This is a genomic window from Streptomyces sp. XD-27, from assembly GCF_030553055.1.
Lineage (GTDB): Bacteria > Actinomycetota > Actinomycetes > Streptomycetales > Streptomycetaceae > Streptomyces.
The window spans coordinates 2200303-2223243 of sequence record NZ_CP130713.1 but is presented as its reverse complement, the minus strand read 5'-3'; the positions used below and the strand labels follow the sequence as shown (position 1 = coordinate 2223243).

Sequence of the window (22941 nt, the reverse complement as noted above, 5' to 3'; positions counted from 1 at the left end):
ACGGGTCGTGAGGGATCAGGACCCGACAACGCGAAGAGGTGAAAGCGGTATGACCGTGGTCGAGACCGCGCCGGTGCCGTTGAGTCTGTGTCTGACGCCGACGCCGCACCCGCGGCCGGCCGGGCAGGACCGCTACACGATCAGTGAGGTCGCCGAGCACACCGGACTGTCGGCACACACCCTGCGCTGGTACGAGCGCATCGGGCTCATGCCGCACGTGGACCGCAACCACACCGGGCAGCGCCGCTTCACCAACCGCGATCTGGACTGGCTGGCCCTTGTCGGCAAGCTCCGGCTGACCGGGATGCCGGTCGCGGACATGGTCCGCTACGCCGAGCTGGTGCGGGAGGGGAGGCACACCTACTCCGCCCGCGAGGAACTGCTGACCGCGCACCGCGACGCGGTGCGGCAGCGGATCGCCGAGCTGCAGAGCACGCTCGACGTCCTCGACTACAAGATCGACATCTATGCTGACGCCCGCCGGGCGTCGGAGAGGGCCTGACCGCAGATGAGCAACGAGACGATAGCCACCGCCCGCCTCGGCACCGACGGCCCGGAGGTCGGCGTGCAGGGCCTGGGCTGCATGGGCATGTCCCACGCGTACGGGCCGACGGACGAGGCGGAGGCGCGGGCGACGCTGGAGCGGGCCCTGGAACTGGGCGTCACGCTCTTCGACACCGCGGACATGTACGGCTTCGGGCGGAACGAGGAGTTCCTCTCCCCGTTCGTGCGGGCCCGCCGGGACGAGGTGGTCCTGGCCACCAAGTTCGCCATCGTCCGGCGCGAGGACGACCCGTCGTACCAGGAGATCCGCAACGACCGGGCGTACATCCGCCAGTCGATCGAGGGCAGCCTGCGGCGGCTCGGCGTCGACCACGTCGACCTGTACTACATGCACCGGCGCGATCTCGAGGTGCCGATCGAGGAGACCGTCGGCGCGATGGCCGAGCTGGTCGCCGAGGGCAAGGTGAAGCACCTCGGGCTGAGCGAGGTCTCCGGCGGCGAGCTGCGCGCGGCGCACGCGGTGCACCCGATCGCGGCCGTGCAGTCGGAGTGGTCGCTGTTCAGCAGGGACGTGGAGGAGAACGTCGTGGCGGCGGCCGCGGAGCTGGGCGTGGCCTTCGTGCCGTACTCCCCACTCGGCCGCGGCTTCCTGACCGGCGCGTTCACGGACGCGGGCAAGGAACTGGGCGCGGCCGACTTCCGCAGCACGCAGCCGCGCTTCACGGGCGACAACGCCGCCGCCAACGCCGCGCTGCTGGCGCCGGTGCGGCAGGTTGCCGAGGCGCACGGCGTCTCGCTCGCGCAGGTCGCGCTGGCCTGGGTGCAGCAGCGGGCCGAGGCGCACGGGCTGGCCGTGGTGCCGATCCCGGGCACCCGCAAGCGGACCAGGCTGGCGGAGAACACCGCGGCGACGCGGCTGCGGCTGACCGAGGAGGAGCTGGGCCTCCTGGAGCCGATCGCGGGCAAGGTCGCGGGCGGCCGCTACGCCGACATGGGCTTCACATCGGCGGGCCGCGAGTAGCACCGCCTTGAGCGCCCGGGGCCGGAGCCCCGAGAGGGTCAGAGCTGTGCCAGCAGCTCGGCCTTCTTCGTGCTGAACTCGTCATCCGTCAGCAGCCCCGCCGAGTGCAGCTCCCCCAGGTGCCGGATGCGGTCGGCGATGTCGGCCGGGTCGCGCCGGGACGGGGCGGTGACCAGCGCGGTGGGCTGGTCACCGGGCAGCGGGGCGCCGCCCGGGCCCGCGGCGCGGACCGCTTCCAGGACGGCCGCGGCGAACGGCAGCGACTCGTGCACCAGGCCGTACCCCATGCCGAAGACGACGGCGGCCGGGTCCTGGTCCGCCGCCGTCGGCTGCTCGCCGAACGCGCGGCCGAGCAGCCGCAGATGCCCGTTGCCGTCGTCCTTGGCGGAGCCGGAGCCGGAGGAACCGTTTCCGGCCTTGGCGGAACCGTTTCCGGTCTTGGCGGAGCCGCCCCCGGACCCCCGGCCCTCCGGGGAGCGCCACTCGACCCCGGCCAGCTCGTCGATGGTGAAGCGCTGGTCTCCGGCCTTCCACTTCGCGGACGAGGCGCCGGTCCAGAACCAGCGGAAGGACACCGCCTTGCCGTCGTACGACGCCTTGCCGTCGTACGCCTTGAAGGCCATCGGGGGCGCGGGGGCGGCCACCAGGTGGTCCTCGGCGGGGGTCGCGGCGGCGGGGCCGAGGGCGGTGCGTATCTCCTCCGCGTAGTACTCGGCGAGGGCCTCGCGCGCGCCGGGCAGGACCAGCCGGTAGGGGTCGTAGGCATCCTTGAGCTGGCCGTCCGCGGCCTCCATCAGCGGATCGGCGCCGGGCCGCGGCACAGCCCGCAGCACCACCGTCCCCCGCTTGCCGGGAGCGAGCTCCACGGCGGCCAGCGCCTCGTAGGGGATCCGGCGCTCACCGAGAGCCTGGAGCAGTTTCGGTGTACGAATCCCCCGTTCGAAGCGGATGAGCACGGAGTCGGTGTCGAACTCCCAGACGGTGTGAAAACCGGCCAGCACATCACCCATGCGGCTCATCGTATGCGGCGGTCGCCCGCCCGTCCCCCTTTGCTGCGCTTCGCGCGTCAAACGTCTGGTTGTCCGATCAGGTCGGCCCGGAGCGGCAATCGTCGCCGTTCGCGCAGGTCACCGTGTGGATGTCGCCCACGCCGAGTCTGGCGAAGTTGGCAAGGCTCTCGGTGCCGGGCACGAAGTAGCCGGAGTGCCCGTGGGCTCCGTCGGCGGAGAGTACCCGCGCCCCGAAGGCCGGGGAGACCGGGTCCGCCCCGTGCCCCAGGCCCCCGACCTCCAGGTTCGGTACGTCCTCGATCCAGTCCCCGGCATCCCGCATCGCCCACACCCGCGCCGTCGTGCCCAGGTCCGAGGCGTGCTCGGCGCGCATCCCCGGGCTGCCCGCCACCGCGATGTCGGTGACCTTCCGGGACAGGTCGCGGGCGGCCACGCCGCACACCACGGAGCCGTAGCTGTGGCACAGCAGCGCGACCCGGGAGCGCTCCGGCAGGCCGTTGACCAGGGCGCGCAGCCGCAGGGCTCCCTCGGAGGCCCGCTTGCCGGTGGCCGACTCGAGGTTGGTGCCGTCCGGCGAGGTGTAGTCCGCCCACGCGATGACCGCGTGGGCGCCGCCCGGCCGCAGGGACCGCTCGGCGCGGTGGACGGCGCGGGCCATCCCGAGCACGGAGGTCTCGGGCCGCGCGGTCTTCTGGAAGGTGAGGATGTCGGTGTCCACTCCGGGCACCACGACGGCGACCCGCCGCGCGTGGGCGAGGTCGCCGAAGACCTCGGCGGCCCGGCCGGACCCGGCCGGGTCGAAGGCGAGGATCTGCCGGCCGGGGCTCAGCATCGACTCGTACCGGTGCATCCGGCGCCGCGCGTCGGACCGGCCGTACGGGGTCAGCGCGCTGTCGTGGGTGCGCTGCTGCTCCACGTTCCGCGCCTGGATGAGGGCGCGCCGGTTGGCCTGGTAACGCAGGCTCACGGGAGCGCCGTTGAGGTTGCCCACGACCAGCGGATAGCGGAGCACCAGCCGGGTCTGCTGGGCCGGGGTGAGCGACTCGAAGAACCGGGACAGCTGCCGGGGTTCGGTGTTCGGGTCGGGCAGGGGCCGTCCGCTGACGGAGCCCTGTCGCCAGGCGGAGAGCTCCTGGGCGCGCGGGTCCATGGTCCCGTTGTGGTGCCGGATCGCCGTCCAGCCGGTGATCGCGAGCAGCACGAACACCACAGCCAGCGCGAGCAGCGTGCGCCAGGCCGTGGTGGAAGGAGAGGAGGAACCGAGCCCCGGGAAGGAAGTCACCGCGGGACACCCTAGGAGACGGGTGATGCCGCCCGCCAAATGCGTGATCTATCTCACGTTATGAAACGCTGAATTTGATGCTGTCTGCTCTTGTCTGTCGGCTTTTGCCAGGTTTCCACCAGTGCGGGGCCGATGTGGTCGAGGTAGGCGGTGGTGAGCTCGCGAAGGGACTGCAGGGTGTGCGCCGAGCCCTCGTTCCAGAGCCGGCCGGCCATCCGGACCGCTCCGCCGAAGGCCGCCACGATCAACCGGGGCCGGGGGTCGGTGTCCACGTCGAGGCCCTCGCGGCGGGCGATCTCGCGCGCCATCCGCTCCTCCAACTCGGCGGTGCGGCGCAGGTGGACGGCGAGCAGGGCCGGAGTCGACTCGATCGTCCGGTACATCCGCAGATGGAGCTCGATCGGCACGATCTCCGCGATGGCCGGCTCCATGGCCCGCCAGGTGGCCGCGGCGGCGCCGCGCAGCACGGCGATGGGTGTCTCGTGGGCGGGCCGCTCGCACACCGCCGCGTAGACCTGCGTGTCCACCACCGACTGGACGGCGAAGGCGGCCTCCTCCTTGTTGGCGAAGTAGCGGAAGAAGGTGCGCTGGGAGACGTCGACGGCGGCGGTGATCTCGTCGACGGTGGTCCGCTCGTATCCCTGGGCGGTGAACCGTTCGAGTGCCGCCCGGACCAGGGCGTCGCGGGTCCGCCGCTTCCTGCGCTCGCGCAGCCCGGCGGGCGGCGCTCCGTGCTCTGGGTGCACCTGGTGGCTCACTTCCTGGCGCGGTCGGGCGGATCACGATACCGGCGGCGGATACGGCTGACGGCGGCCTTGCCGCCGCGCGCCCCCTATCAGGGTGGACCTTGATCGACTCCCTTGAGCGGCACCGGAGCCGCCACCAGGCTGGCCCCCGTTCGCATCGGCGAATCAACTCGCATCGGCGAATCAACGAGACGCCCGACACGGGGGAGTGATCCATATGCGCGAGACCATCACCGCCGCGGCAGCCTGCACCGTCCTGGCGGCCGCCACCGCCCTGCTGACCCCGGCCCCGGCTCAGGCCACGGCCGTCACCGCCGCCACCGCCGCGCCATCGGCGGCCCGGTCCGGCGCCTGCGCCACCGGCCAGCTGTGCCTGTGGCGGGGCGCGGGCTTCAGCGGCGCCCGTACGACCCACGAGCTGTCCGACACCGACATCGAGAGCTGTGTCCCGCTGCCCGGCGGTGCCACCGCCGCCAGCCTGGCCAACCGCACGGGGCGGCCCGTCACCACGTACCAGAGCGCCGAATGCGGCGAGACGGGTGAGTTCGACACGTACCCGTCGGGCTCCTGGGCGCCGGAGTCGCCGTACCAGGTACGCGCCTTCAAGATCTGGGAGAGCTGACCGGCGGTTCGCCGGTCCGGGCCTGCGGCGCCATGGCGGGCCCGGACGGGTGGGAATGCGCCTGCGGCGGCGCGGCCGGCTGTTCCTGCCCCGTACGCGGATGTCCGTGGTCCGTACGCGGATGTCCCTGCGGCGGCCGGCCCGCGCGCGGCGTGCCCGACAGTTCGGCGAGCTCGGCGCGGAGCGCCCGCACCTCGGCCGTCAGCACCTCGATCGCCGCCGTCTGGCGGCGCTCCTCGGCGTCGTCGCGCTCGAACCGGGAGATGAACCACGCGGCGATGTTCGCGGTCACCACACCGAGCAGGGCGATCCCGGAGAGCATCAGACCCACTGCGAGCAGCCGCCCCAGTCCGGTGGTGGGGGCGTGGTCGCCGTAGCCCACGGTGGTCATCGTGGTGAACGCCCACCACACGGCGTCGTCGAGGGAGCGGATGTTCGACCCGGGGGAGTCCCGCTCGACCTCCAGGACGGCCAGCGAACCGAACATGAGCAGCCCCAGGACCGCGCCCGCGACGTAGGTCGTGAGCCGCACCTGTGCCGCGATCCGGGCGCGCTGCCCGGCGAGCAGCAGCGTCGCGACCACCCGCAGCAGCCGCAGCGGCTGCACCAGCGGCAGCACCACCGCCAGCAGGGCCAACGGCTGCCCGCGCACGAAACTCCTGCGGTCCGGCGCCCAGTACAGCCGCAGGGCGTAGTCGAGGGCGAAGGCGCCCCACACCACCCACTCCACGACCGTGCACGTCCCGCGCAGCAGCGGTCCGGCGTTCGGCTCGATGATCGGGACGGCGTACGCGACGGCGAACGCGAGGGCGAGCACCAACAGCGGTGTCTCGGTACGCCGCTCCCACCACGCCTGCGTCGGATGCTCGGTCATGCCCGGCATTCTCCCAACCTCCGACCGGGCGCGAATCGAGCCACCGGCTCCTTCGGAGCGGAGACCGGGGTTCCGCACCCGAAACCCCGGCGGACCCCGCGGCGGGCAGACCGCGGGCGCGGACACAGCTGGGCTCGAGCCGCACTGCGGCGCAGCCCCGGCCATGCGCCCGCCGCGCGGCCGGGCCCGCGCCCACGCGCCGACGTAGTCGGGCCCCGAACCGCGACGCGGTTCGGGGCCCGACTACGTGATCCCGCTGTGGCTCAGCGCCGCGACTAGGCGTCGCCGCCCGCCGCGCCCGGGTCCGCCGCCGCGACGTCCAGCAGCTGGTAGCGGTCGATCGCCTGCTTCAGCGCCGAGCGGTCCACCTTGCCCTCCTTGGCGAGCTCGGTGAGCACCGCCAGGACCACCGACTGCGCGTCGATGTGGAAGAAGCGGCGCGCCGCGCCACGCGTGTCGGCGAAGCCGAAGCCGTCGGCGCCCAGCGACTGGTACGTGCCCGGCACCCAGCGCGCGATCTGGTCCGGAACCGCCCGCATCCAGTCGGACACGGCCACCTTCGGACCCTCGGCGCCCGTGAGCTTCTGCGTCACGTACGGCACGCGCTGCTCCTCCTCCGGGTGGAGGAGGTTGTGCTGCTCCGCCTCGACGGCGTCGCGGCGCAGCTCGTTCCAGGAGGTCGCCGACCAGACGTCGGCCTTGACGTTCCACTCCTCGGCGAGGATCCGCTGCGCCTCGACGGCCCACGGCACCGCGACACCGGAGGCGAGGATCTGCGCGGGGATCGCGCCCTTCTCGCCTTCCTTGAAGCGGTACAGGCCCTTGAGGATGCCCTCGCGGTCCACGTTCTCCGGCTCGGCCGGGTGCTGGATCGGCTCGTTGTAGACGGTGAGGTAGTAGAAGACGTCCTCGCTGTTCTCGCCGTACATACGGCGCAGACCGTCCTGCACGATGTGCGCGATCTCGTAGCCGAACGCCGGGTCGTACGCGACGACGGCCGGGTTGGTCGAGGCGAGCAGCTGCGAGTGGCCGTCCGCGTGCTGCAGGCCCTCGCCGGTCAGGGTCGTGCGGCCGGCGGTCGCGCCCAGGACGAAACCGCGCGCGAGCTGGTCGGCCATCTGCCAGAACTGGTCACCGGTGCGCTGGAACCCGAACATCGAGTAGAAGACGTAGACCGGGATCAGCGGCTCGCCGTGCGTGGCGTGCGCGGAGCCCGCCGCGATCAGCGAGGCGGTGCAGCCCGCCTCGGAGATGCCGTCGTGCAGCATCTGGCCGGTCGGCGACTCCTTGTAGGCGAGCAGCAGGTCGCGGTCGACCGCCTCGTAGGTCTGGCCCAGCGGGTTGTAGATCTTCGCGGACGGGAAGAGCGAGTCCATACCGAAGGTGCGGTACTCGTCGGGCGCGATCGGCACGAAGCGCTTGCCGATCTCCTTGTCCCGCATCAGGTCCTTCAGCAGCCGGACGAACGCCATCGTGGTGGCGATCGACTGCTGGCCGGAGCCCTTCTTGACCGCCGCGTACACCTTGTCGTCCGGCAGGTTCAGGGGCTTGGCCCGCACGACACGGGTGGGCACATAGCCGCCCAGCGACTTGCGCCGGTCGTGCATGTACTGGATCTCTTCGCTGTTGGGGCCCGGGTGGTAGTACGGCGGCAGGCCGGACTCCAGGTCCTTGTCCGCGATCGGCAGGTGCAGCCGGTCCCGGAAGCGCTTGAGGTCGTCGACCGTCAGCTTCTTCATCTGGTGGGTCGCGTTGCGGCCCTCGAAGTTCGGGCCGAGGGTCCAGCCCTTGACGGTCTGCGCCAGGATCACGGTCGGCTGGCCCTTGTGCGCCTTGGCCGCCGCGTACGCCGCGTAGATCTTCTTGTGGTCGTGGCCGCCGCGCCCCAGGTGCTGGATCTGCTGGTCGGTCATGTTCTCGACCATCTTGCGCAGCCGCTGGTCGTCACCGAAGAAGTGCTCGCGGATGTACGCGCCGGTCTCGGTGGCGTACGTCTGGAACTGGCCGTCCGGCGTGGTGTTCAGCTTGTTGACCAGGATGCCGTCGCGGTCCTGCGCGAGCAGCGGGTCCCAGGTGCGGTCCCACACCAGCTTGATCACGTTCCAGCCGGCGCCGCGGAACTGCGACTCCAGCTCCTGCATGATCTTGCCGTTGCCGCGCACCGGGCCGTCGAGGCGCTGGAGGTTGCAGTTCACCACGAAGGTGAGGTTGTCCAGGCCCTCGCGCGCCGCCAGCGACAGCTGGCCGAGCGACTCCGGCTCGTCCATCTCGCCGTCGCCCAGGAACGCCCAGACGTGGCTGCGGGAGGTGTCGGCGATGCCGCGCGCCTCCATGTAGCGGTTCATCCGCGCCTGGTAGATCGCGCCGAGCGGGCCCAGGCCCATGGAGACGGTCGGGAACTCCCAGAAGTCCGGCATCGACCGCGGGTGCGGGTAGCTGGACAGGCCGTAGGGAGCCTTCGACTTCTCCTGGCGGAACGCGTCGAGCTGCTGCTCGGAGAGCCGGTCCAGCAGGAAGGCGCGGGCGTAGACGCCGGGGGAGGCGTGGCCCTGGAAGAAGATCTGGTCGCCGCCGTCGCCCTGGTCCTTGCCGCGGAAGAAGTGGTTGAAGCCCACGTCGTAGAGGGAGGCGGAGGAGGCGAAGGTGGCGATGTGGCCGCCGACACCGATCCCCGGGCGCTGGGCGCGGGAGACCATCACCGCGGCGTTCCAGCGGGTCGCGTTCAGGATCCTGCGCTCGATCTCCTCGTTGCCGGGGAAGAACGGCTCGTCCTTGGTGGCGATGGTGTTGACGTAGTCCGTGCTGCGCATCTCGGGCACGGCGACCCGCTTCTCGCGGGCGCGCTCGATCAGGCGCAGCATCAGGTAGCGGGCACGTTCCCGGCCTCGCTCATCGACGGCTGCGTCGAGCGAGTCGAGCCATTCCTGGGTCTCTTCGGGATCGAAGTCCGGGACCTGGCTGGGAAGGCCGCCAATGATGATCGGGTTGCGATCGGATGCGGAAGCCACGCTGTTCCTTCGCTGTTTCGTCGTGTTGTGCGCCGTACGCGATCGTGCCGTGCACACAAACGGTTGGTGCTCTGCTGATGTCTGATGTCGCGCCGCATCCATCGTGTACCTCGCGTATGGGGTACGTCATCTCTACTGAGTGGTAACCACCACTTTGTGAGCTGCGGCGCCGCGTGGCCGCCCGGCTGTCGACGGCCAAACCGCAACCTTACGCCCACGGCGGAGGTCCCCCGCGTACGGCCGTTCGGCCCTGAACGTCGTAATCTGGCGACACAAGTCCACAAAAGCCCTGAATCGCTGTGGCGTGAATCACGGCGGGCTCTGGCAGTGGGATGCGAGTTGCGGTGACACCGCCCCATCCGTCACCGTTTCGGCGGTCTCGGAGGCTGGGTACTTGCGCGATCCGCCCGGCCCGTGTGGACTACGCCCAATGCTCTCGCGTGCGCGCGAGGTGGCAGAAGCATTCATGAACGTGACAGGAGGACATCCGTGAGCGCGACCGCGGACCACGCGGAGGAGCGGACCAACCCGGCGGCAAAGCTGGGGTTCGAGCCCGGACAGGTGGTCCAGGAGATCGGCAACGACGACGACGTTGATCAGGAGCTCCGCAAAGGTATCGAGGCCCTGATCGGCCAGGAGCTCGTCGACGAGGACTACGACGACGTGGCCGACGCCGTCCTGCTGTGGTTCCGTGATGACGACGGCGACCTTACGGACGCGCTGGTGGACGCCATCGGCCTGATCGACGATGGCGGCCAGATCTGGCTGATGACCCCCAAGACCGGGCGTGACGGCTACATCGAGCCGAGCGACATCAACGAGGCCGCACAGACCGCCGGCCTCTCCCAGACCCGCAGCATCAACGCCGCCAAGGACTGGACGGGCAGCCGTATGGTCACGCCGAAGGGCCCCAAGCGCTGAGGCGACCGGGCAGACACCGCATGAGAGCCCCCCTCCGGGTCGAACCGGAGGGGGGCTCTGCGCGTAGGGTGGTCGCGACCTGTCGAGCTGATGCGAAGGGATGTCTCCTATGGCGATAGAGGTCGGTACGAAGGCCCCGGAGTTCGAGCTCAGGAACCAGCACGGCGAGACGGTCCGGCTGGCCGACTTCCGCGGCGAGAAGAACGTCGTGCTGCTCTTCTACCCGTTCGCCTTCACCGGCGTGTGCACCGGTGAGCTGTGCGCCCTCCGCGACGAGCTGCCGAAGTTCGTCAACGACGACGTCCAGCTGCTGGCCGTCTCCAACGACGCGCCGTTCTCCCTGCGCGTCTTCGCCGAGAAGGAGGGCCTGGAGTACCCGCTGCTGTCGGACTTCTGGCCGCACGGCGAGGTCAGCCGCGCCTACGGCGTCTTCGACGAGGAGAAGGGCTGCGCGGTGCGCGGCACCTTCGTCATCGACAAGGAGGGCGTGGTGCGCTGGACGGTCGTCAACGGACTCCCGGACGCCCGCGACATCAGCGACTACGTGAAGGCGCTGGAAAGCCTGTAACCAAGGCGCCGGAAACCCTGTACCCAGGGGAACCGCTCACTAGGATCAGATCGTTGATCCGATGGCAACCGCAACACAACAGGGGGCACACCGTGCTCCTGACGAACCTTTTTGGGAGGACTCGTGGGAGTCAGCCTCAGCAAGGGCGGCAACGTCTCGCTGACCAAGGAAGCCCCGAACCTGACCGCTGTCATCGTCGGTCTGGGCTGGGACGCCCGTACCACCACTGGCACTGACTTCGACCTCGACGCCAGTGCCATCCTGACGAACACCGAGGGCAAGGTCGCCAACGACCAGAACTTCGTGTTCTTCAACAACCTCAAGAGCCCCGACGGCTCCGTGGAGCACACCGGCGACAACATCACCGGTGAGGGCGAGGGCGACGACGAGCAGATCAAGGTGAACCTGGCCGGCGTTCCGGCCGACGTCGCCAAGATCGTGTTCCCGGTGTCGATCTACGACGCCGAGACCCGCCAGCAGAGCTTCGGCCAGGTGCGCAACGCGTTCATCCGCGTGGTCAACCAGGCCGACAACGTCGAGCTGGCGCGCTACGACCTGAGCGAGGACGCCTCGACCGAGACCGCCATGGTCTTCGGCGAGCTGTACCGCAACGGGGCGGAGTGGAAGTTCCGGGCCATCGGCCAGGGGTACGCCTCGGGTCTGCGCGGCATCGCGCAGGACTTCGGCGTCAACGTCTGACCCGCCAGTTCGTCCGTACCTCGGTACGCAAAGATCCGGCGCCGCACACCTGACAGGAGTGCGGCGCCGGTCGTGCTTGCGGACGGCGCGGCACGCGGGACCTCGCGCACACGGCGGGACGCACAGCCCTCCGGGCGGCGCGGGACGCAGAACACAGCAGAGCATCGCAGGACGCAGAACACAGCAGAGCATCGCAGGACACACGACATCGGGGAGGAAAACGCATCATGGGTGTCACGCTCGCCAAGGGAGGCAACGTCTCCCTCTCCAAGGCCGCGCCGAACCTCACGCAGATCCTGGTCGGTCTGGGCTGGGACGCGCGCTCCACCACGGGGGCGCCGTTCGACCTCGACGCCAGCGCGCTGATGTGCCGCTCGGGCCGGGTACTGGGCGACGAGTACTTCGTCTTCTACAACAACCTCACGAGCCCGGAGGGCTCCGTGGAGCACACGGGTGACAACCTCACCGGCGAGGGGGACGGGGACGACGAGTCCCTCCTGGTGGACCTGTCCAAGGTCCCGGCACAGGTCGACAAGATCGTTTTTCCTGTGTCGATCCATGACGCGGATGCCCGCGGTCAGACGTTCGGCCAGGTCAGCAATGCCTTCATCCGCGTGGTGAATCAGGCCGACGGCAATGAGCTGGCGCGGTACGACCTGTCGGAGGACGCCTCCGGCGAAACCGCGATGATCTTCGGGGAGGTGTACCGCTACAACGAGGAGTGGAAGTTCCGGGCCGTTGGGCAGGGGTACGCGTCGGGGCTGCGAGGCATCGCTCTAGACTTCGGGGTCAACGTTTCGTAAAGCCGCGTACAGGCGCGGGGGAGACCCCTCACGAAGAAGGATTGGGTAGCACGTGCTGCTGAAAACCTTTGGTTGGTCGTTCGCCGCCACGGCGGCCGGCCTGGCCTTGGCCGGAATTTTGTGGTCGTGGGAGGGGCTAGCGATCGTCGGGATCCTGTCGATCCTGGAGATCTCGCTCTCGTTCGACAATGCCGTGATCAACGCCGGCATCCTCCGGAAGATGAATGCCTTCTGGCAGCGGATCTTCCTGACCATCGGCATTCTGATCGCCGTCTTCGGCATGCGACTGGTCTTCCCGGTCGTCATTGTCGCCATCACGGCGAAGATCGGGCCGATGGAGGCGATCGATCTGGCGATCAACGACAAGGACCAGTACGAGCACCTGGTCACCGCCGCCCACCCGGCGATCGCCGCCTTCGGTGGAATGTTCCTGCTGATGATCTTCCTCGACTTCCTCTTCGAGGAGCGGGAGATCAAGTGGCTGGCGTGGCTGGAGAAGCCGCTGGCCAAGCTCGGCAAGCTGGACACGCTCTCCATCGTCATCGCCCTGGCCACTCTGCTGGTCACGTCCGAGATCCTCGCGGGGGACGTGGCGCACGGCGGCGGCGACAAGACCGCCACGGTGCTCCTCTCCGGTGTCGCCGGTCTGGTGACGTATCTGATCGTCGGCGGTGTCTCCGGCTACTTCGAGGAGAAGCTGGAGGAGGCCGAGGAAGAGGACGGCGAGGAGTCGGAGGGATCCGCGATGGGCGCCGAGGCCGACAAGAACGGCGGCCCGTCGGTCGTCGGTCTCGCCGGCAAGGCCGCGTTCGCCATGTTCCTCTACCTGGAGGTCATCGACGCGTCGTTCTCCTTCGACGGCGTCATCAGCGCCTTCGCCATCACCAACGACATCTTCATGATGGCGCTGGGCCTGGGCATCGGCGCCATGTACATCCGGTCGCTGACGGTCTTCCTCGTCCGCAAGGGCACCCTCGACGAGTACGTCTACCTGGAGCATGGCGCGCACTACGCCATCGGCGCGCTCGGCCTCATCCTGCTGGTCACGATCAAGTACGAGATCAGCGAGGTCATCACCGGCCTCATCGGTGTGGTCCTGATCGCCGCCGCGTACTGGTCCTCGGTGGTCCGCAACCGGCGCGAGGCGGCGGACGGCGGCGGCTCGGAGAGGCCGGAAGTCTCCTCCGGAGTGTGACCCGGGGGCGATTGAGGAACGCTGAAAAGCGGGGCGGCCGGAGGAGGACTCTCCCTCCCGGCCGCCCCGCGGCAGTGTCGGGCGAATGACGACCCGGCCGGAAGCGGCCGGCGGGGTGGGGGTGGTTCACGGTGGGCTTCTGGAGCAACTGGGGCCGGGGCGCACAGCAGTTCGACAGCGGCGACGCCGCCGGCGTGGTGGAACTGACCAGGCGGCGCCCCACGATCTCGCTGACCAAGCAGGGCGCCGCCGGCGGGAACCTGCGCGTCAACCTGTCCTGGCGGATGCGGACCTCGGATTTCGGCGGCAGGCGCGGCTGGGACCAGAGCCTGCTCCGGCACCCCCTGCGGATGTTCAAGCCCGAGATGGTCCAGGCACAGGGCCCGGCGATGGTCAACGTCGACCTCGACCTGGCCTGCATGTACGAGCTCCAGGATGGCTCCAAGGGCGTCGTGCAGCCGCTGGGCGACTTCTACGGCAGCCTCAACGCCGCGCCGTACGTCCAGCTGAGCGGCGACGACCGGTTCGGCTCGGGCTCCGGCGAGACGGTCTTCATCAACCTGGACCACAAGGACGACATCAAGCGGCTGCTGGTCTTCGTCTACATCTACGACGGCACGCCCGCGTTCGACCGTACGCACGCCCTGGTGACGCTGTATCCGAGCAACGGGCCGCGGGTCGAGATCTCCCTCGACGAACGGGCGCCGGAGGCCCGCTCCTGTGCCGTGGTGATGATCGAGAACGTCAAGGGCGAGATGGTCGTGCGCCGCGAGGTGAAGTACGTGTACGGCTTCCAGGCGGAGCTGGACCGGCTGTACGGGTGGGGCCTGCAGTGGGGGCGCGGCTACAAGAAGACCAAGGTCTGACGGACCGGCCCGGGGTCGGCACCGGCACCGTCTGGCGGACCTGCCCGGCGACAGCCCGGGGGTCGTGTGGCGGATCTGTCCGGGGCTGGCCGAAGCCGTCTGGGGGACCTGCCCGGGGCCGACTGAGGCCGCCTGGCGGATCCACGGGGCTGGCCGAGGCCGTCTGGCGGATCCGCCCGGTCGGCTAGCGCCGCTGGAACTGCGGGCCCTGCGGCGGCAGGGTGAAGGCCGGGTCCGGTATCGGCGGCGGGGCGGTCGGCGGCTGCGCCTGCTGCGGATAGCCGTAGGCCGGGGCCTGCGGGTAGCCGTATGCGGGCTGCGGCGCGGGCGGTGCCGGGTGCTGCGGATAGCCGTAGCCGGGCTGCGCCTGCGGCGGGGCCGACGGCGGGGGCGGCATCTGCGGATAGCCGTACCCGGCCGCGGCGGGCTGCGGCGCCGATCCCCAGGAGTCCTCGTCGAACGTCGGCACGGGCGGGCCGGGCGGCCCGGGCGGAGGGCCGGGGACCCCCTGCGGCTCCGTAGACGGCAGGGGAGCGGGGACGCTGGACGCCGGGGCGGGGGCGCCTGCTGCGGGTGCCGGCGCGGGTGCGGCAGGCGCCGTGGAACCGGACGGTTCGGGGGCCGCGGCGGCGGGCCGGGCCGACTCGGGAGCCGGCGGGGCGGAGCGAGCCGATTCGGGTGTCGGAGCGGCGGAGCGAGGGGCTCGGGGGCCGCCGCGGCGGAGCGCGAGGGGTCGGTGGTCGGCGCGGCGGACCGCGAGGGGCCGGTGGTCGGCGCGGCCGAGCTCTCCTGCTCCCCGTCATCGTCGACCGAGATGCCGAACTCGGTGGCCAGCCCGACCAGCCCGGACTCGTACCCCTGACCCAGCGCCCGGAACTTCCAGGCGTCGGCGCGCCGGTACAGCTCGCCGCAGATCATGGCGGTCTCCCGGCCGGTCTCGGCGGTGACCTCGAAGACCGCGATCGGCTCGGTGCCGGCCGGGGCCGCCGCGTCGTAGAGCAGCACGGTCAGGTCCCGGACGCGCCCGAAGGGGCCGCCGTCCGCCGAGGCGGCCAGGACGACACGGTCGACCCCCGCCTCCAGCGCCGCCAGATCGGCCTCGACGGTGTCCGTGAGACCTTCCGTCAGCCGCTTCTTGGGCAGGTGCCGGACCAGCCCCGAAGGATGCCGGGGCTGGTTGTAGAAGACGAAGTCCTCGTCCGAGCGCACGCGGCCGTCGGCTGCCAGCAGCAGCGCGGAGGCGTCCACGTCCGGTACGTCGGCGCCGGGGGCCCAGCGCAGCACGGCCCGTACGGCTGTGGCGTCCAGCGGGATGTTCGATCCCTTCAGCATCGCGTGCGTCATGTCCGCAATCCTGCCTTCCCAGAGGGGGCGGGGACAACGCAGGGTAGGGGCGGTGCGGAAAGCGGGACACGCGGACGATGCGGAGGAGTTACTTGATTTTCATGAGCTTGGGGAACTCTTGACCCAACTTCGGACGTACGATTATCGGCCATGCTCGCGGCCTGCGGGCCCAGGAGAAGCACCGGCGCAACGGGGAGATTTATGCAGCATTTCGGGCACCTGTCGGCTGTGGTGCGGAAGGAACTGTTCCACCGAGAGCCGGGCGAGTTCACTGCGGACTCGCCCGCGCGCACGTTGGCCATCGCCCTCGGTGCCACGCTCTACAGCCCCGCCACGAGGCCCCGACTCGCCGAGGACATCGTCAAACAGGCAGGTCGCGGCGTGGTGTCCATGGTGCTCTGCCTGGAGGACTCCATCGACGACGGCGAGGTCGCCGAGGCCGAGGAGAACCTCGTTCGGCAGTTCGCGGAGCTGGAGGCCCGGCACGCGGATGCCGCGCTGCCCCTGTTGTTCATCCGGGTGCGCACCCCCGAGCAGATCGCCGACCTCGTACGGCGCTTCGGAACCGCCGTCCGGCTGCTGTCCGGATTCGTACTGCCGAAGTTCACCGAAGAGCGGGGAGTTCCCTTCCTGGAAGCCCTGATATCGGCCGAAACGCGGCAGACCGCCGAGGTGCTCGGAGGACGGCGGCTGTATGCGATGCCCGTACTGGAATCGCCCGAGCTGCTCCATTTGGAGACCCGCACCGAGACGCTGGGCGGCATCGCCCGCACCATCGACAAGTACCGCGACCGGGTGCTGGCGCTGCGCCTGGGCGTGACCGACTTCTGCTCGGCGTACGGGCTGCGCCGCGCACCCGACATGACCGCCTACGACGTGCAGCTCGTGGCCGGGGTGATCGCCGACGTGGTCAACATGCTGGGCCGCGCGGACGGCACGGGCTTCACGGTCACCGGACCGGTGTGGGAGTACTTCAAACCCCACGAGCGGATGTTCAAGCCGCAGTTGCGGCGAAGCCCGTTCACCGGGCGCGCGGAGGCGCTGCGCACAGCGCTGATCGAACACGACATGGACGGCCTGCTGCGTGAGATCGAACTCGACCGCGCCAACGGACTCCAGGGCAAGACCTGCATCCACCCCACCCATGTGGCCCCGGTGCACGCGCTGTCGGTCGTCAGCCATGAGGAGTTCACCGACGCCACGGACATCCTCGGCCCGGAGCGCAGCGGCGGCGGCGTCCTCCGTTCGGCGTACACGAACAAGATGAACGAGGTGAAGCCGCACCGGGCCTGGGCCGAACGGGTCCTGCTGCGCGCCGAGGTGTTCGGCGTGGCACGCGAGGACATCAGCTTCGTGGAGCTGCTGGCCGCGGGGCTGCGAACCGTATGAGTCGCGGCGGGAACGGGACGGAAACGGGGACGAAGGTGACGGACGAGGGCACCGGCGGCGGCACGGACGAGGGTGCCTACGACGGCACGGACAAGGGCACCGGCGGCGACACGGACGAGGGTGCCTACGGCAGCACGGACAAGGGCACGGACACGGACATGGTGTGGTCGGGACAGTGGGTCGCGGACCGGCTGGGCGTCGGACTCAACGGTGCCTCGGGCGAGGCGTCCGGCGGTGCGAAGCTGCGGGACCTCCTGGGCCTCGCCCTCCGGCGCAACCCCAAGCGCGCTCATCTGCTCGTCTCCAACGTGCTGGGCAAGCACGTGCCGCAGCGCCCGTGGACCGTCTACGCGGCGGGGCTGGGGCTCGGCCGCCGGGTACGCGAGCTCCTCGGCGACGACGCGGCGGCGCGCGCCGTCGTCCTCGGCTACGCCGAGACCGCGACCGGCCTGGGCCACAGCGTCGCGGACGGGCTGGCCCTCGCCCCCTACCTGCACTCCACACGGCGGCCCGTGCCGGGCGTCCGCGCGGTCGGCGGCTTCGAGGAGGAGCACAGCCACGCCACCTCGCATCTGCTGCTGCCGCAGGACCCGGAACTGCTGAGCGGGCGCGGGCCGCTGGTCCTCGTCGACGACGAGTTCTCCACCGGCAACACGGTCCTCAACACGATCGCCGCGCTGCACGCGCGCTACCCCCGCGACCGGTACGTGGTCGTCGCCCTGGTCGACATGCGGTCGGCAGCGGACCGGGCCCGGCTGGAACGCTTCGCGGCCGACCTCGGCGCCCGCGTGGACCTGATCTCCCTGGCAGCGGGCACGGTGACCCTGCCGGACGGCGTACTGGAGCGGGGCCGACGGCTCGTCACCGAACACGAGACGGCGACGCACGAGGCGGTGGCGCCCGATGCGACGACGCACGAGGCCGCGGCGAATGAGTCTGCGACGGACGATGCGGCGGCGCACGAGGATGCGGCGCACGAGGTAGCCACGGCGGCTGCCGCGGTTCCCGGCCACGGGGTCGGGCAGGCCGTGTGTCGCGTCGACCTCGGCTGGCCCGAGGGCCTGCCCGACGGCGGACGGCACGGCTTCACACCCGCACACCGGGCACGACTGGAGGCCGCGCTGCCGGACATGGCGGCCCGTATCGCGGACGCGCTGGGCCGGGGTCTGGGCGCCGGGACGCCCGCGGCGGGCGGGTCCCCTGCCCCGCACCTTCCCACGGCACCGACGACAGGCGGCTCTGCCGCGCGGCAGGAGCCCGGGCGGCTGAACCCCCATCAGGACCGGGGCCTGGGGCAGAGCTCCGCACGTGGCGATAGCCGTACCTCAGACGCGGTCGGGCGGGGGCCGGGTGAGACAGAGCCCGCCGCAGGCGCGACGCTGTGTCCCGGCCGTCCGGCCACAGCAGACCCACACCCCGGCGCAGAGCCGGAGCCGTACCCCGCCCCGGAGCCGTATGCCGCTGCCCCGGAGACGTACGCCGGCCTGGAGACGGGCCTGCCCCCCGGCCTGGCGGCCGCCGTGTCGTGCCCCGGTCCGGAGCCGGAGCCGTGCGCTCACCCGGAGGCAGACGCCGACTCCCGCCCCGCGGGCGAGCTCCGCCGCGTGCTCGTCCTCGGTTTCGAGGAGCTGATGTACGCCCCTCTGCGGCTCGCCGAGGCCCTTCAGGACCGCCTCGACGGGGTCGACGTGCGCTACTCCACCACCACCCGCTCACCCGTCCTGGCCGTGGACGACCCCGGCTACGCCATCCGTACCCGGCTCGCCTTCCCCGCCCACGACGACCCCGCCGACGGCCCCGGCGAGCGCTATGCGTACAACGTCGCCCCCGGCAGCGACCCCGCCCGCCGCTTCGACGCGATCGTCGCCGTCGTCGACTCCGCCGCCGACACACCACACCTGCACGCCCCCGACGGGCTGACGGCCCGTCTGGCCGCGCACACCGGCCAGGTGCTGCTCGCCGTCGTGCCGTCCTACGTGCCCGCTCCCGCACCCGGGGCACCCGGCGACACCGACCCCGCCTCCCGCACCATCCCCACCTCCCACTCCATCCCCACCTCCCACATCACACCCGCCTCCCGCACCGAAACCGAACAGGCGCCGCCCATGCCAGAACCGCTCCGCGGACCCGACTTCTCCTCCTACGCCCCCGAAGAGGTCGGCTGGCTGCTCCAGGACTTCTCCGACGTCACCCTCGAAGCGCCCACCGAGGAACGGGAGGAGGCGATCCAGAGCGGCGGCGCCCACTACGCCGAGTCGCTGCCTGTCGAGTACCAGCCCAGCGAGGCGTACCAGGCACTGTTCCGGACCGCGCTCGACGCCTCCGCCACCCGCATCGCCCGCGCCGTCGGAACCGTCACGGACACCGTGCTCGCCGAGCGGTCCCCCCGCCCCGTCCTGGTCTCCCTCGCCCGCGCCGGCACCCCTGTGGGCGTCCTCATGCGCCGCTGGGCGCGCCACGCGCACGGCGTCGACCTGCCGCACTACGCCGTCTCCATCGTGCGCGGCCGGGGCATCGACACCGCGGCGCTGCGCTGGCTGGCGGCGCACCACGACCCGGCCGACATCGTGTTCGTGGACGGCTGGACCGGCAAGGGCGCGATCACCCGTGAGCTGGCCGCGGCGGTCGCCGAGCACCCGGGCTTCGACCCGCGGATCGCGGTCCTCGCCGACCCCGGCCGCTGCGTCGACACCTACGGCACCCGCGACGACTTCCTCATCCCCTCCGCCTGCCTCAACTCCACCGTCTCCGGCCTGGTCTCCCGCACCGTGCTGCGGGCCGACCTCGTCGGCCCCGGCGACTTCCACGGTGCGAAGTTCTACCGCGAGCTGGCCGGCGCCGACGTCTCCGGGCTCTTCCTGGACACCGTCGCCGCCCGGTTCGCAGACGTCGAGGCAGATGTCGCCGCGGACGTCAAGGAGCTGGCGGGCGCCGACCGCACCCCCACCTGGGAGGGCTGGGCCGCCGTCGAGCGGATCAGCGAGGAGTACGGCATCCACGACGTCAACCTCGTCAAACCGGGCGTCGGCGAGACGACCCGCGTGCTGCTGCGCCGCGTCCCCTGGAAGATCCTCGCCTCCCGCGGCGCGGGCGCGGACCTCGACCACGTACGGCTGCTCGCCGAGCAGCGCGGCGTACCGGTCGAAGAGGTCGACGAGTTGCCGTACACCTGCGTGGGGCTCATCCACCCGCGCTTCACACGAGGCGCGACCGGCGCCGACGGAAAGGCGGTTTCCAGATGAGCGTGCTGGTGGCGAGCGATCTCGACCGCACCCTGATCTATTCGGCGGCGGCACTGGGCCTCGACATGCCGGACGCCGAGGCGCCGCGCCTGCTCTGCGTCGAGGTGTACGAGGGCAAACCGCTGTCGTATATGACGGAGGAGGCGGCCGCGCTCCTCGCCGAGGTGGCCCGTACCTCCGTGTTCGTCCCGACCACGACCCGCACCCGCGAACAGTACGGCCGGATCCACCTCCCCGGCCCCGCCCCGCGCTTCGCGATCTGCGCCAACGGCGGCCACCTGCTGGTCGACGGTGAGTCCGACCCCGAGTGGCACGCGACGGTACGCGCCACCCTTGCCGCCGAGTGCGCGCCGCTGGACGAGATCCGTACGCATCTCCACCGCACCGCCGACCCGGCGTGGCTGCTCAAGGAGCGGGTGGCGGAGGACCTGTTCGCGTATCTCGTCGTGGAGCGGAGCCTGCTGCCCGACGGCTATGTCAAGGAACTCACCGAGTGGGCAGGACCGATCGGCTGGACCGTCTCGCTCCAGGGCCGCAAGATCTACGCCGTCCCCAAGCCACTCACGAAGAGCGCCGCCGTCGCCGAGATCGCCCGCCGCACGGGCACCGATGAGGTGCTGAGCGCCGGCGACTCGCTGCTCGACGCGGATCTGCTGCTCGCCGCCGACCGCGGCTGGCGGCCCGGCCACGGCGAACTCGCGGACGCGGGCTGGACGGCATCGCAGGTGACGGCGGTGCCCGAGCGGGGCGCTGCGGCGGGTGAGGCGATCGTCCGGGCCATCGCCGAGCACGCCTCCGTAACCCGCGCGAAGGCCCGCATCGAGGTCATCCGCGCCGTCTCCCGCGGCCGCGGCTGACAGCCCGTAAGGGCGCTCTCGGGGAGGCGCGGCTGTGTGACCGGTGGCCCGGTCGGTGCTCCGATCAGTCATGTGTGCCACGTTAGAAGGCGGGCGAGCCCGCGGCCATGACGGTGGCACCCCACTTGACCGGGTACTCGTGCCACCCCGCAACCTGCGGAAATCCTCAGTGCCAACGGCCCTCCGCCCGGCTAGCGTTGAGGATCATGCGTGGATGGATTCGGCACGGGCTTCGGTTGGCGGCCGGCCTGCTCGTCGGCACCTGTACCGCCGTCGTCGAGCTGCTGTACGTCGCCGTGGCGGGCCTGGCCCTGCTCAGTGTGACGGCCTGGCCCGGCACCCGGCAGCGGGTGCTGCGCCCGGTCACCGCCGGCGTGCGGTGGCTGTGCGAGGTGGAGCGGCGGCGGCTGGACCGGCTGCTGGGCCATCGGCTCTCGGCACGGTACGGGGGCCGCCGCGCCCTGCGGTATCTGGCCGTGCGCTGGGCACTGGGACTGCTCGGCGGACTGGTCCTGTTTTCCCTGGCCGTCGGCGCGCTCTATCTCAGCTTCCTGTTCTGGGGCTGGTTCATCATGTCCCGCGACACAGCCCTGATCGTGCTCTCCTCCGGCACCGGCGGCCTCCTGCTGACCTTCCTCGGCGTCCAGGGCGTCATCGGCGTCGCCGCTCTGGAAGGGCAGTTGGCCCGGCACTTCCTGGACCCCAGCCAGCAGGAGGAGTTGCGCCGCCGCATCGACGAGCTGGCCAGCAGCCGCGCCGGCGTCGTGGACGCCGTCCACGACGAACGCCGCCGCATCGAACGCGACCTGCACGACGGGGTGCAGCAGCGGCTCGTCGTACTCGGCATGCTGCTCGGCCGCGCCCGCCGCAGCCAGGACACCGAGAAGATCACCGCACTCGTCGCCCAGGCGCACGCCGAGAGTCGCCAGGCGCTCACAGACCTGCGCGAAGTGGCGTGGCGGGTGTACCCGACCGTGCTGGACGAGGCCGGGTTGCGGGCGGCGCTGGAGACGGTCGCGGAGCGGTCCCCGATCCCGGTCCGGTTGGACTACGCGTTTCCCGTCGAGCCTGCCGCAGCGGTGCGCACCATGGCGTACTTCGTGGTGTCCGAGGCCGTCACCAACGCCATCAAGCACTCGGCCGCCGACGGCATCGGCGTCGAGGTGGCCGGATACCACCCCGACGGCCTGCGGGTCCGGATCACCGACGACGGCACCGGCGGCGCCGACCCGGCGGGCAGCGGACTGCTCGGGCTGCGCCGCCGCGTCGCCGCGCTCGACGGCCATCTCCGGGTCGACAGCCCGCCCGGCGGACCCACCACCATCACCGCGGAGCTGCCATGCGCCTGATCCTGGCCGACGACTCGACCCTGCTGCGCGAGGGACTGATCCGGCTGCTCGCCGAGGAGGGCCACGAGGTGGTGGCCGCGGTCGGCGACGCCGAGGCCCTGCTGGCGGCGGTGGACCGGCACCCTGACGTCGACGCCGTCGTGGTGGACGTTCGCATGCCGCCCACGCACACCGACGAGGGGCTGCGCGCCGCGCTGAAGATCCGCGCCGCCCACCCCCGCGTGGGCGTCCTGGTGCTGTCTCAGTACGTCGAGAAGCGGTACGCGACCGAGTTGCTGACCGGCGCGGACGACGGCATCGGCTACGTACTCAAAGACCGGGTCGTCGAGGTCGACGAGTTCCTCGACGCACTGGACCGGGTCGCCACCGGACGCACCGCCTTCGACCCCGAGGTCGTCCGCCAGCTCCTGGTCCGCAGCAGCCACACCGACCCCCTCAGCCGCCTCACCCCGCGCGAGCGGGACGTCCTCGACGCCATGGCCCAGGGGCACGCCAACACCGCGATCGCCGAACGGCTGCACGTCTCGCGCAGCGCCGTCGAGAAGCACATCAACGCGATTTTCGAAAAGCTCAACCTGCCGAGTGGTGGGGGGTACAGTCGCCGAGTGCTGGCCGTTCTCCGCTACCTGGGAAGCTGAGGA

20 protein-coding genes and 1 pseudogene are annotated in these 22941 nt (G+C 71.1%); 14 read left to right on the top strand and 7 right to left on the bottom strand.

The genetic code is table 11. From position 1 onward, the window contains the following. Positions 1-49 precede the first annotated feature (49 nt). Complete coding sequence (locus Q3Y56_RS09670; protein WP_304461541.1) at positions 50-502, top strand: MerR family transcriptional regulator; 453 nt, start codon at positions 50-52, stop codon at positions 500-502. A 6-nt stretch (positions 503-508) separates the two neighbouring features. Further along, positions 509-1525, top strand: a complete 1017-nt coding sequence (locus Q3Y56_RS09665) for an aldo/keto reductase (RefSeq protein WP_304461540.1) — start codon at positions 509-511, stop codon at positions 1523-1525. 38 nt (positions 1526-1563) lie between these two features. On the opposite strand, the gene Q3Y56_RS09660 is transcribed toward Q3Y56_RS09665, so the two are convergent. The 3 genes from Q3Y56_RS09660 to Q3Y56_RS09650 form a co-directional block, all read right to left on the bottom strand. Beyond that, positions 1564-2535, bottom strand: coding sequence for a DUF4429 domain-containing protein (locus Q3Y56_RS09660; protein WP_304461539.1), 972 nt, complete (start codon positions 2533-2535; stop codon positions 1564-1566). Between the two features lie 76 nt (positions 2536-2611). Continuing rightward, positions 2612-3817, bottom strand: a complete 1206-nt coding sequence (locus tag Q3Y56_RS09655) for an alpha/beta hydrolase (protein ID WP_304461538.1) — start codon at positions 3815-3817, stop codon at positions 2612-2614. Between the two features lie 53 nt (positions 3818-3870). After that, the gene (locus Q3Y56_RS09650; RefSeq protein WP_304461537.1) at positions 3871-4563 is read right to left on the bottom strand and encodes a TetR/AcrR family transcriptional regulator; all 693 of its coding nucleotides are present in this window, start codon (positions 4561-4563) and stop codon (positions 3871-3873) included. Positions 4564-4780: 217 nt separating this feature from the next. Between Q3Y56_RS09650 and Q3Y56_RS09645 the strand changes: the two genes are divergently transcribed. Next, positions 4781-5185, top strand: a complete 405-nt coding sequence (locus Q3Y56_RS09645) for a peptidase inhibitor family I36 protein (RefSeq protein WP_304461536.1) — start codon at positions 4781-4783, stop codon at positions 5183-5185. Here Q3Y56_RS09645 and Q3Y56_RS09640 read toward each other — a convergent pair. Beyond that, on the bottom strand, positions 5166-6059 hold the full coding sequence (locus Q3Y56_RS09640) for a potassium channel family protein (protein WP_304461535.1): 894 nt from the start codon (positions 6057-6059) through the stop codon (positions 5166-5168). The two genes, Q3Y56_RS09645 and Q3Y56_RS09640, sit on opposite strands and share 20 nt — an antisense overlap. Positions 6060-6334: 275 nt before the next feature. Continuing rightward, positions 6335-9067, bottom strand: a complete 2733-nt coding sequence (gene aceE / locus Q3Y56_RS09635) for a pyruvate dehydrogenase (acetyl-transferring), homodimeric type (protein WP_304461534.1) — start codon at positions 9065-9067, stop codon at positions 6335-6337. Between the two features lie 489 nt (positions 9068-9556). On the opposite strand from aceE, the gene Q3Y56_RS09630 reads away from it, so the two are divergent. From Q3Y56_RS09630 to Q3Y56_RS09605, 6 genes are all read left to right on the top strand, one after another. Next, positions 9557-9988, top strand: a complete 432-nt coding sequence (locus Q3Y56_RS09630) for a DUF3052 domain-containing protein (RefSeq protein WP_304461533.1) — start codon at positions 9557-9559, stop codon at positions 9986-9988. Between the two features lie 109 nt (positions 9989-10097). Continuing rightward, positions 10098-10556 (top strand): peroxiredoxin, encoded by a 459-nt coding sequence (locus tag Q3Y56_RS09625; protein WP_304461532.1) that lies wholly within the window; start codon positions 10098-10100, stop codon positions 10554-10556. Between the two features lie 123 nt (positions 10557-10679). After that, positions 10680-11255 carry a TerD family protein gene (locus Q3Y56_RS09620; protein ID WP_304461531.1) on the top strand — a complete coding sequence of 192 codons (576 nt, stop codon included), beginning with the start codon at positions 10680-10682 and terminating at the stop codon, positions 11253-11255. A 227-nt stretch (positions 11256-11482) separates the two neighbouring features. After that, on the top strand, positions 11483-12058 hold the full coding sequence (locus Q3Y56_RS09615) for a TerD family protein (protein WP_304461530.1): 576 nt from the start codon (positions 11483-11485) through the stop codon (positions 12056-12058). A gap of 52 nt (positions 12059-12110) precedes the next feature. Further along, on the top strand, positions 12111-13253 hold the full coding sequence (locus tag Q3Y56_RS09610; RefSeq protein WP_304461529.1) for a DUF475 domain-containing protein: 1143 nt from the start codon (positions 12111-12113) through the stop codon (positions 13251-13253). A 131-nt stretch (positions 13254-13384) separates the two neighbouring features. Continuing rightward, positions 13385-14119, top strand: coding sequence for a Tellurium resistance (locus Q3Y56_RS09605; RefSeq protein ID WP_304461528.1), 735 nt, complete (start codon positions 13385-13387; stop codon positions 14117-14119). Between the two features lie 184 nt (positions 14120-14303). Here Q3Y56_RS09605 and Q3Y56_RS33420 read toward each other — a convergent pair whose 3' ends face one another. Both Q3Y56_RS33420 and Q3Y56_RS33415 read right to left on the bottom strand, forming a co-directional pair. After that, complete coding sequence (locus tag Q3Y56_RS33420; RefSeq protein WP_369696727.1) at positions 14304-14588, bottom strand: hypothetical protein; 285 nt, start codon at positions 14586-14588, stop codon at positions 14304-14306. A gap of 410 nt (positions 14589-14998) precedes the next feature. Beyond that, positions 14999-15451, bottom strand: a pseudogene (locus Q3Y56_RS33415) (TerD family protein); the annotation flags it as partial. A gap of 213 nt (positions 15452-15664) precedes the next feature. Between Q3Y56_RS33415 and Q3Y56_RS09595 the strand changes: the two are divergent. From Q3Y56_RS09595 to Q3Y56_RS09575, 5 genes are all read left to right on the top strand, one after another. Further along, a complete protein-coding gene (locus Q3Y56_RS09595) occupies positions 15665-16852 on the top strand; it encodes an HpcH/HpaI aldolase/citrate lyase family protein (protein WP_304461527.1) in 1188 nt (395 codons plus the stop codon). 158 nt (positions 16853-17010) lie between these two features. Next, the gene (locus tag Q3Y56_RS09590) at positions 17011-20094 is read left to right on the top strand and encodes a phosphoribosyltransferase domain-containing protein (RefSeq protein WP_304465534.1); all 3084 of its coding nucleotides are present in this window, start codon (positions 17011-17013) and stop codon (positions 20092-20094) included. Continuing rightward, the gene (locus tag Q3Y56_RS09585; RefSeq protein ID WP_304461526.1) at positions 20091-20951 is read left to right on the top strand and encodes an HAD family hydrolase; all 861 of its coding nucleotides are present in this window, start codon (positions 20091-20093) and stop codon (positions 20949-20951) included. Before Q3Y56_RS09590 ends, Q3Y56_RS09585 begins: the two co-directional genes overlap by 4 nt. Before the next feature lie 206 nt (positions 20952-21157). After that, a complete protein-coding gene (locus Q3Y56_RS09580; RefSeq protein ID WP_304461525.1) occupies positions 21158-22300 on the top strand; it encodes a sensor histidine kinase in 1143 nt (380 codons plus the stop codon). Next, a complete protein-coding gene (locus Q3Y56_RS09575) occupies positions 22291-22938 on the top strand; it encodes a response regulator transcription factor (protein ID WP_304461524.1) in 648 nt (215 codons plus the stop codon). The genes Q3Y56_RS09580 and Q3Y56_RS09575 overlap by 10 nt, the downstream gene beginning before the upstream one ends. The last annotated feature ends 3 nt before the right edge of the window (positions 22939-22941 follow it).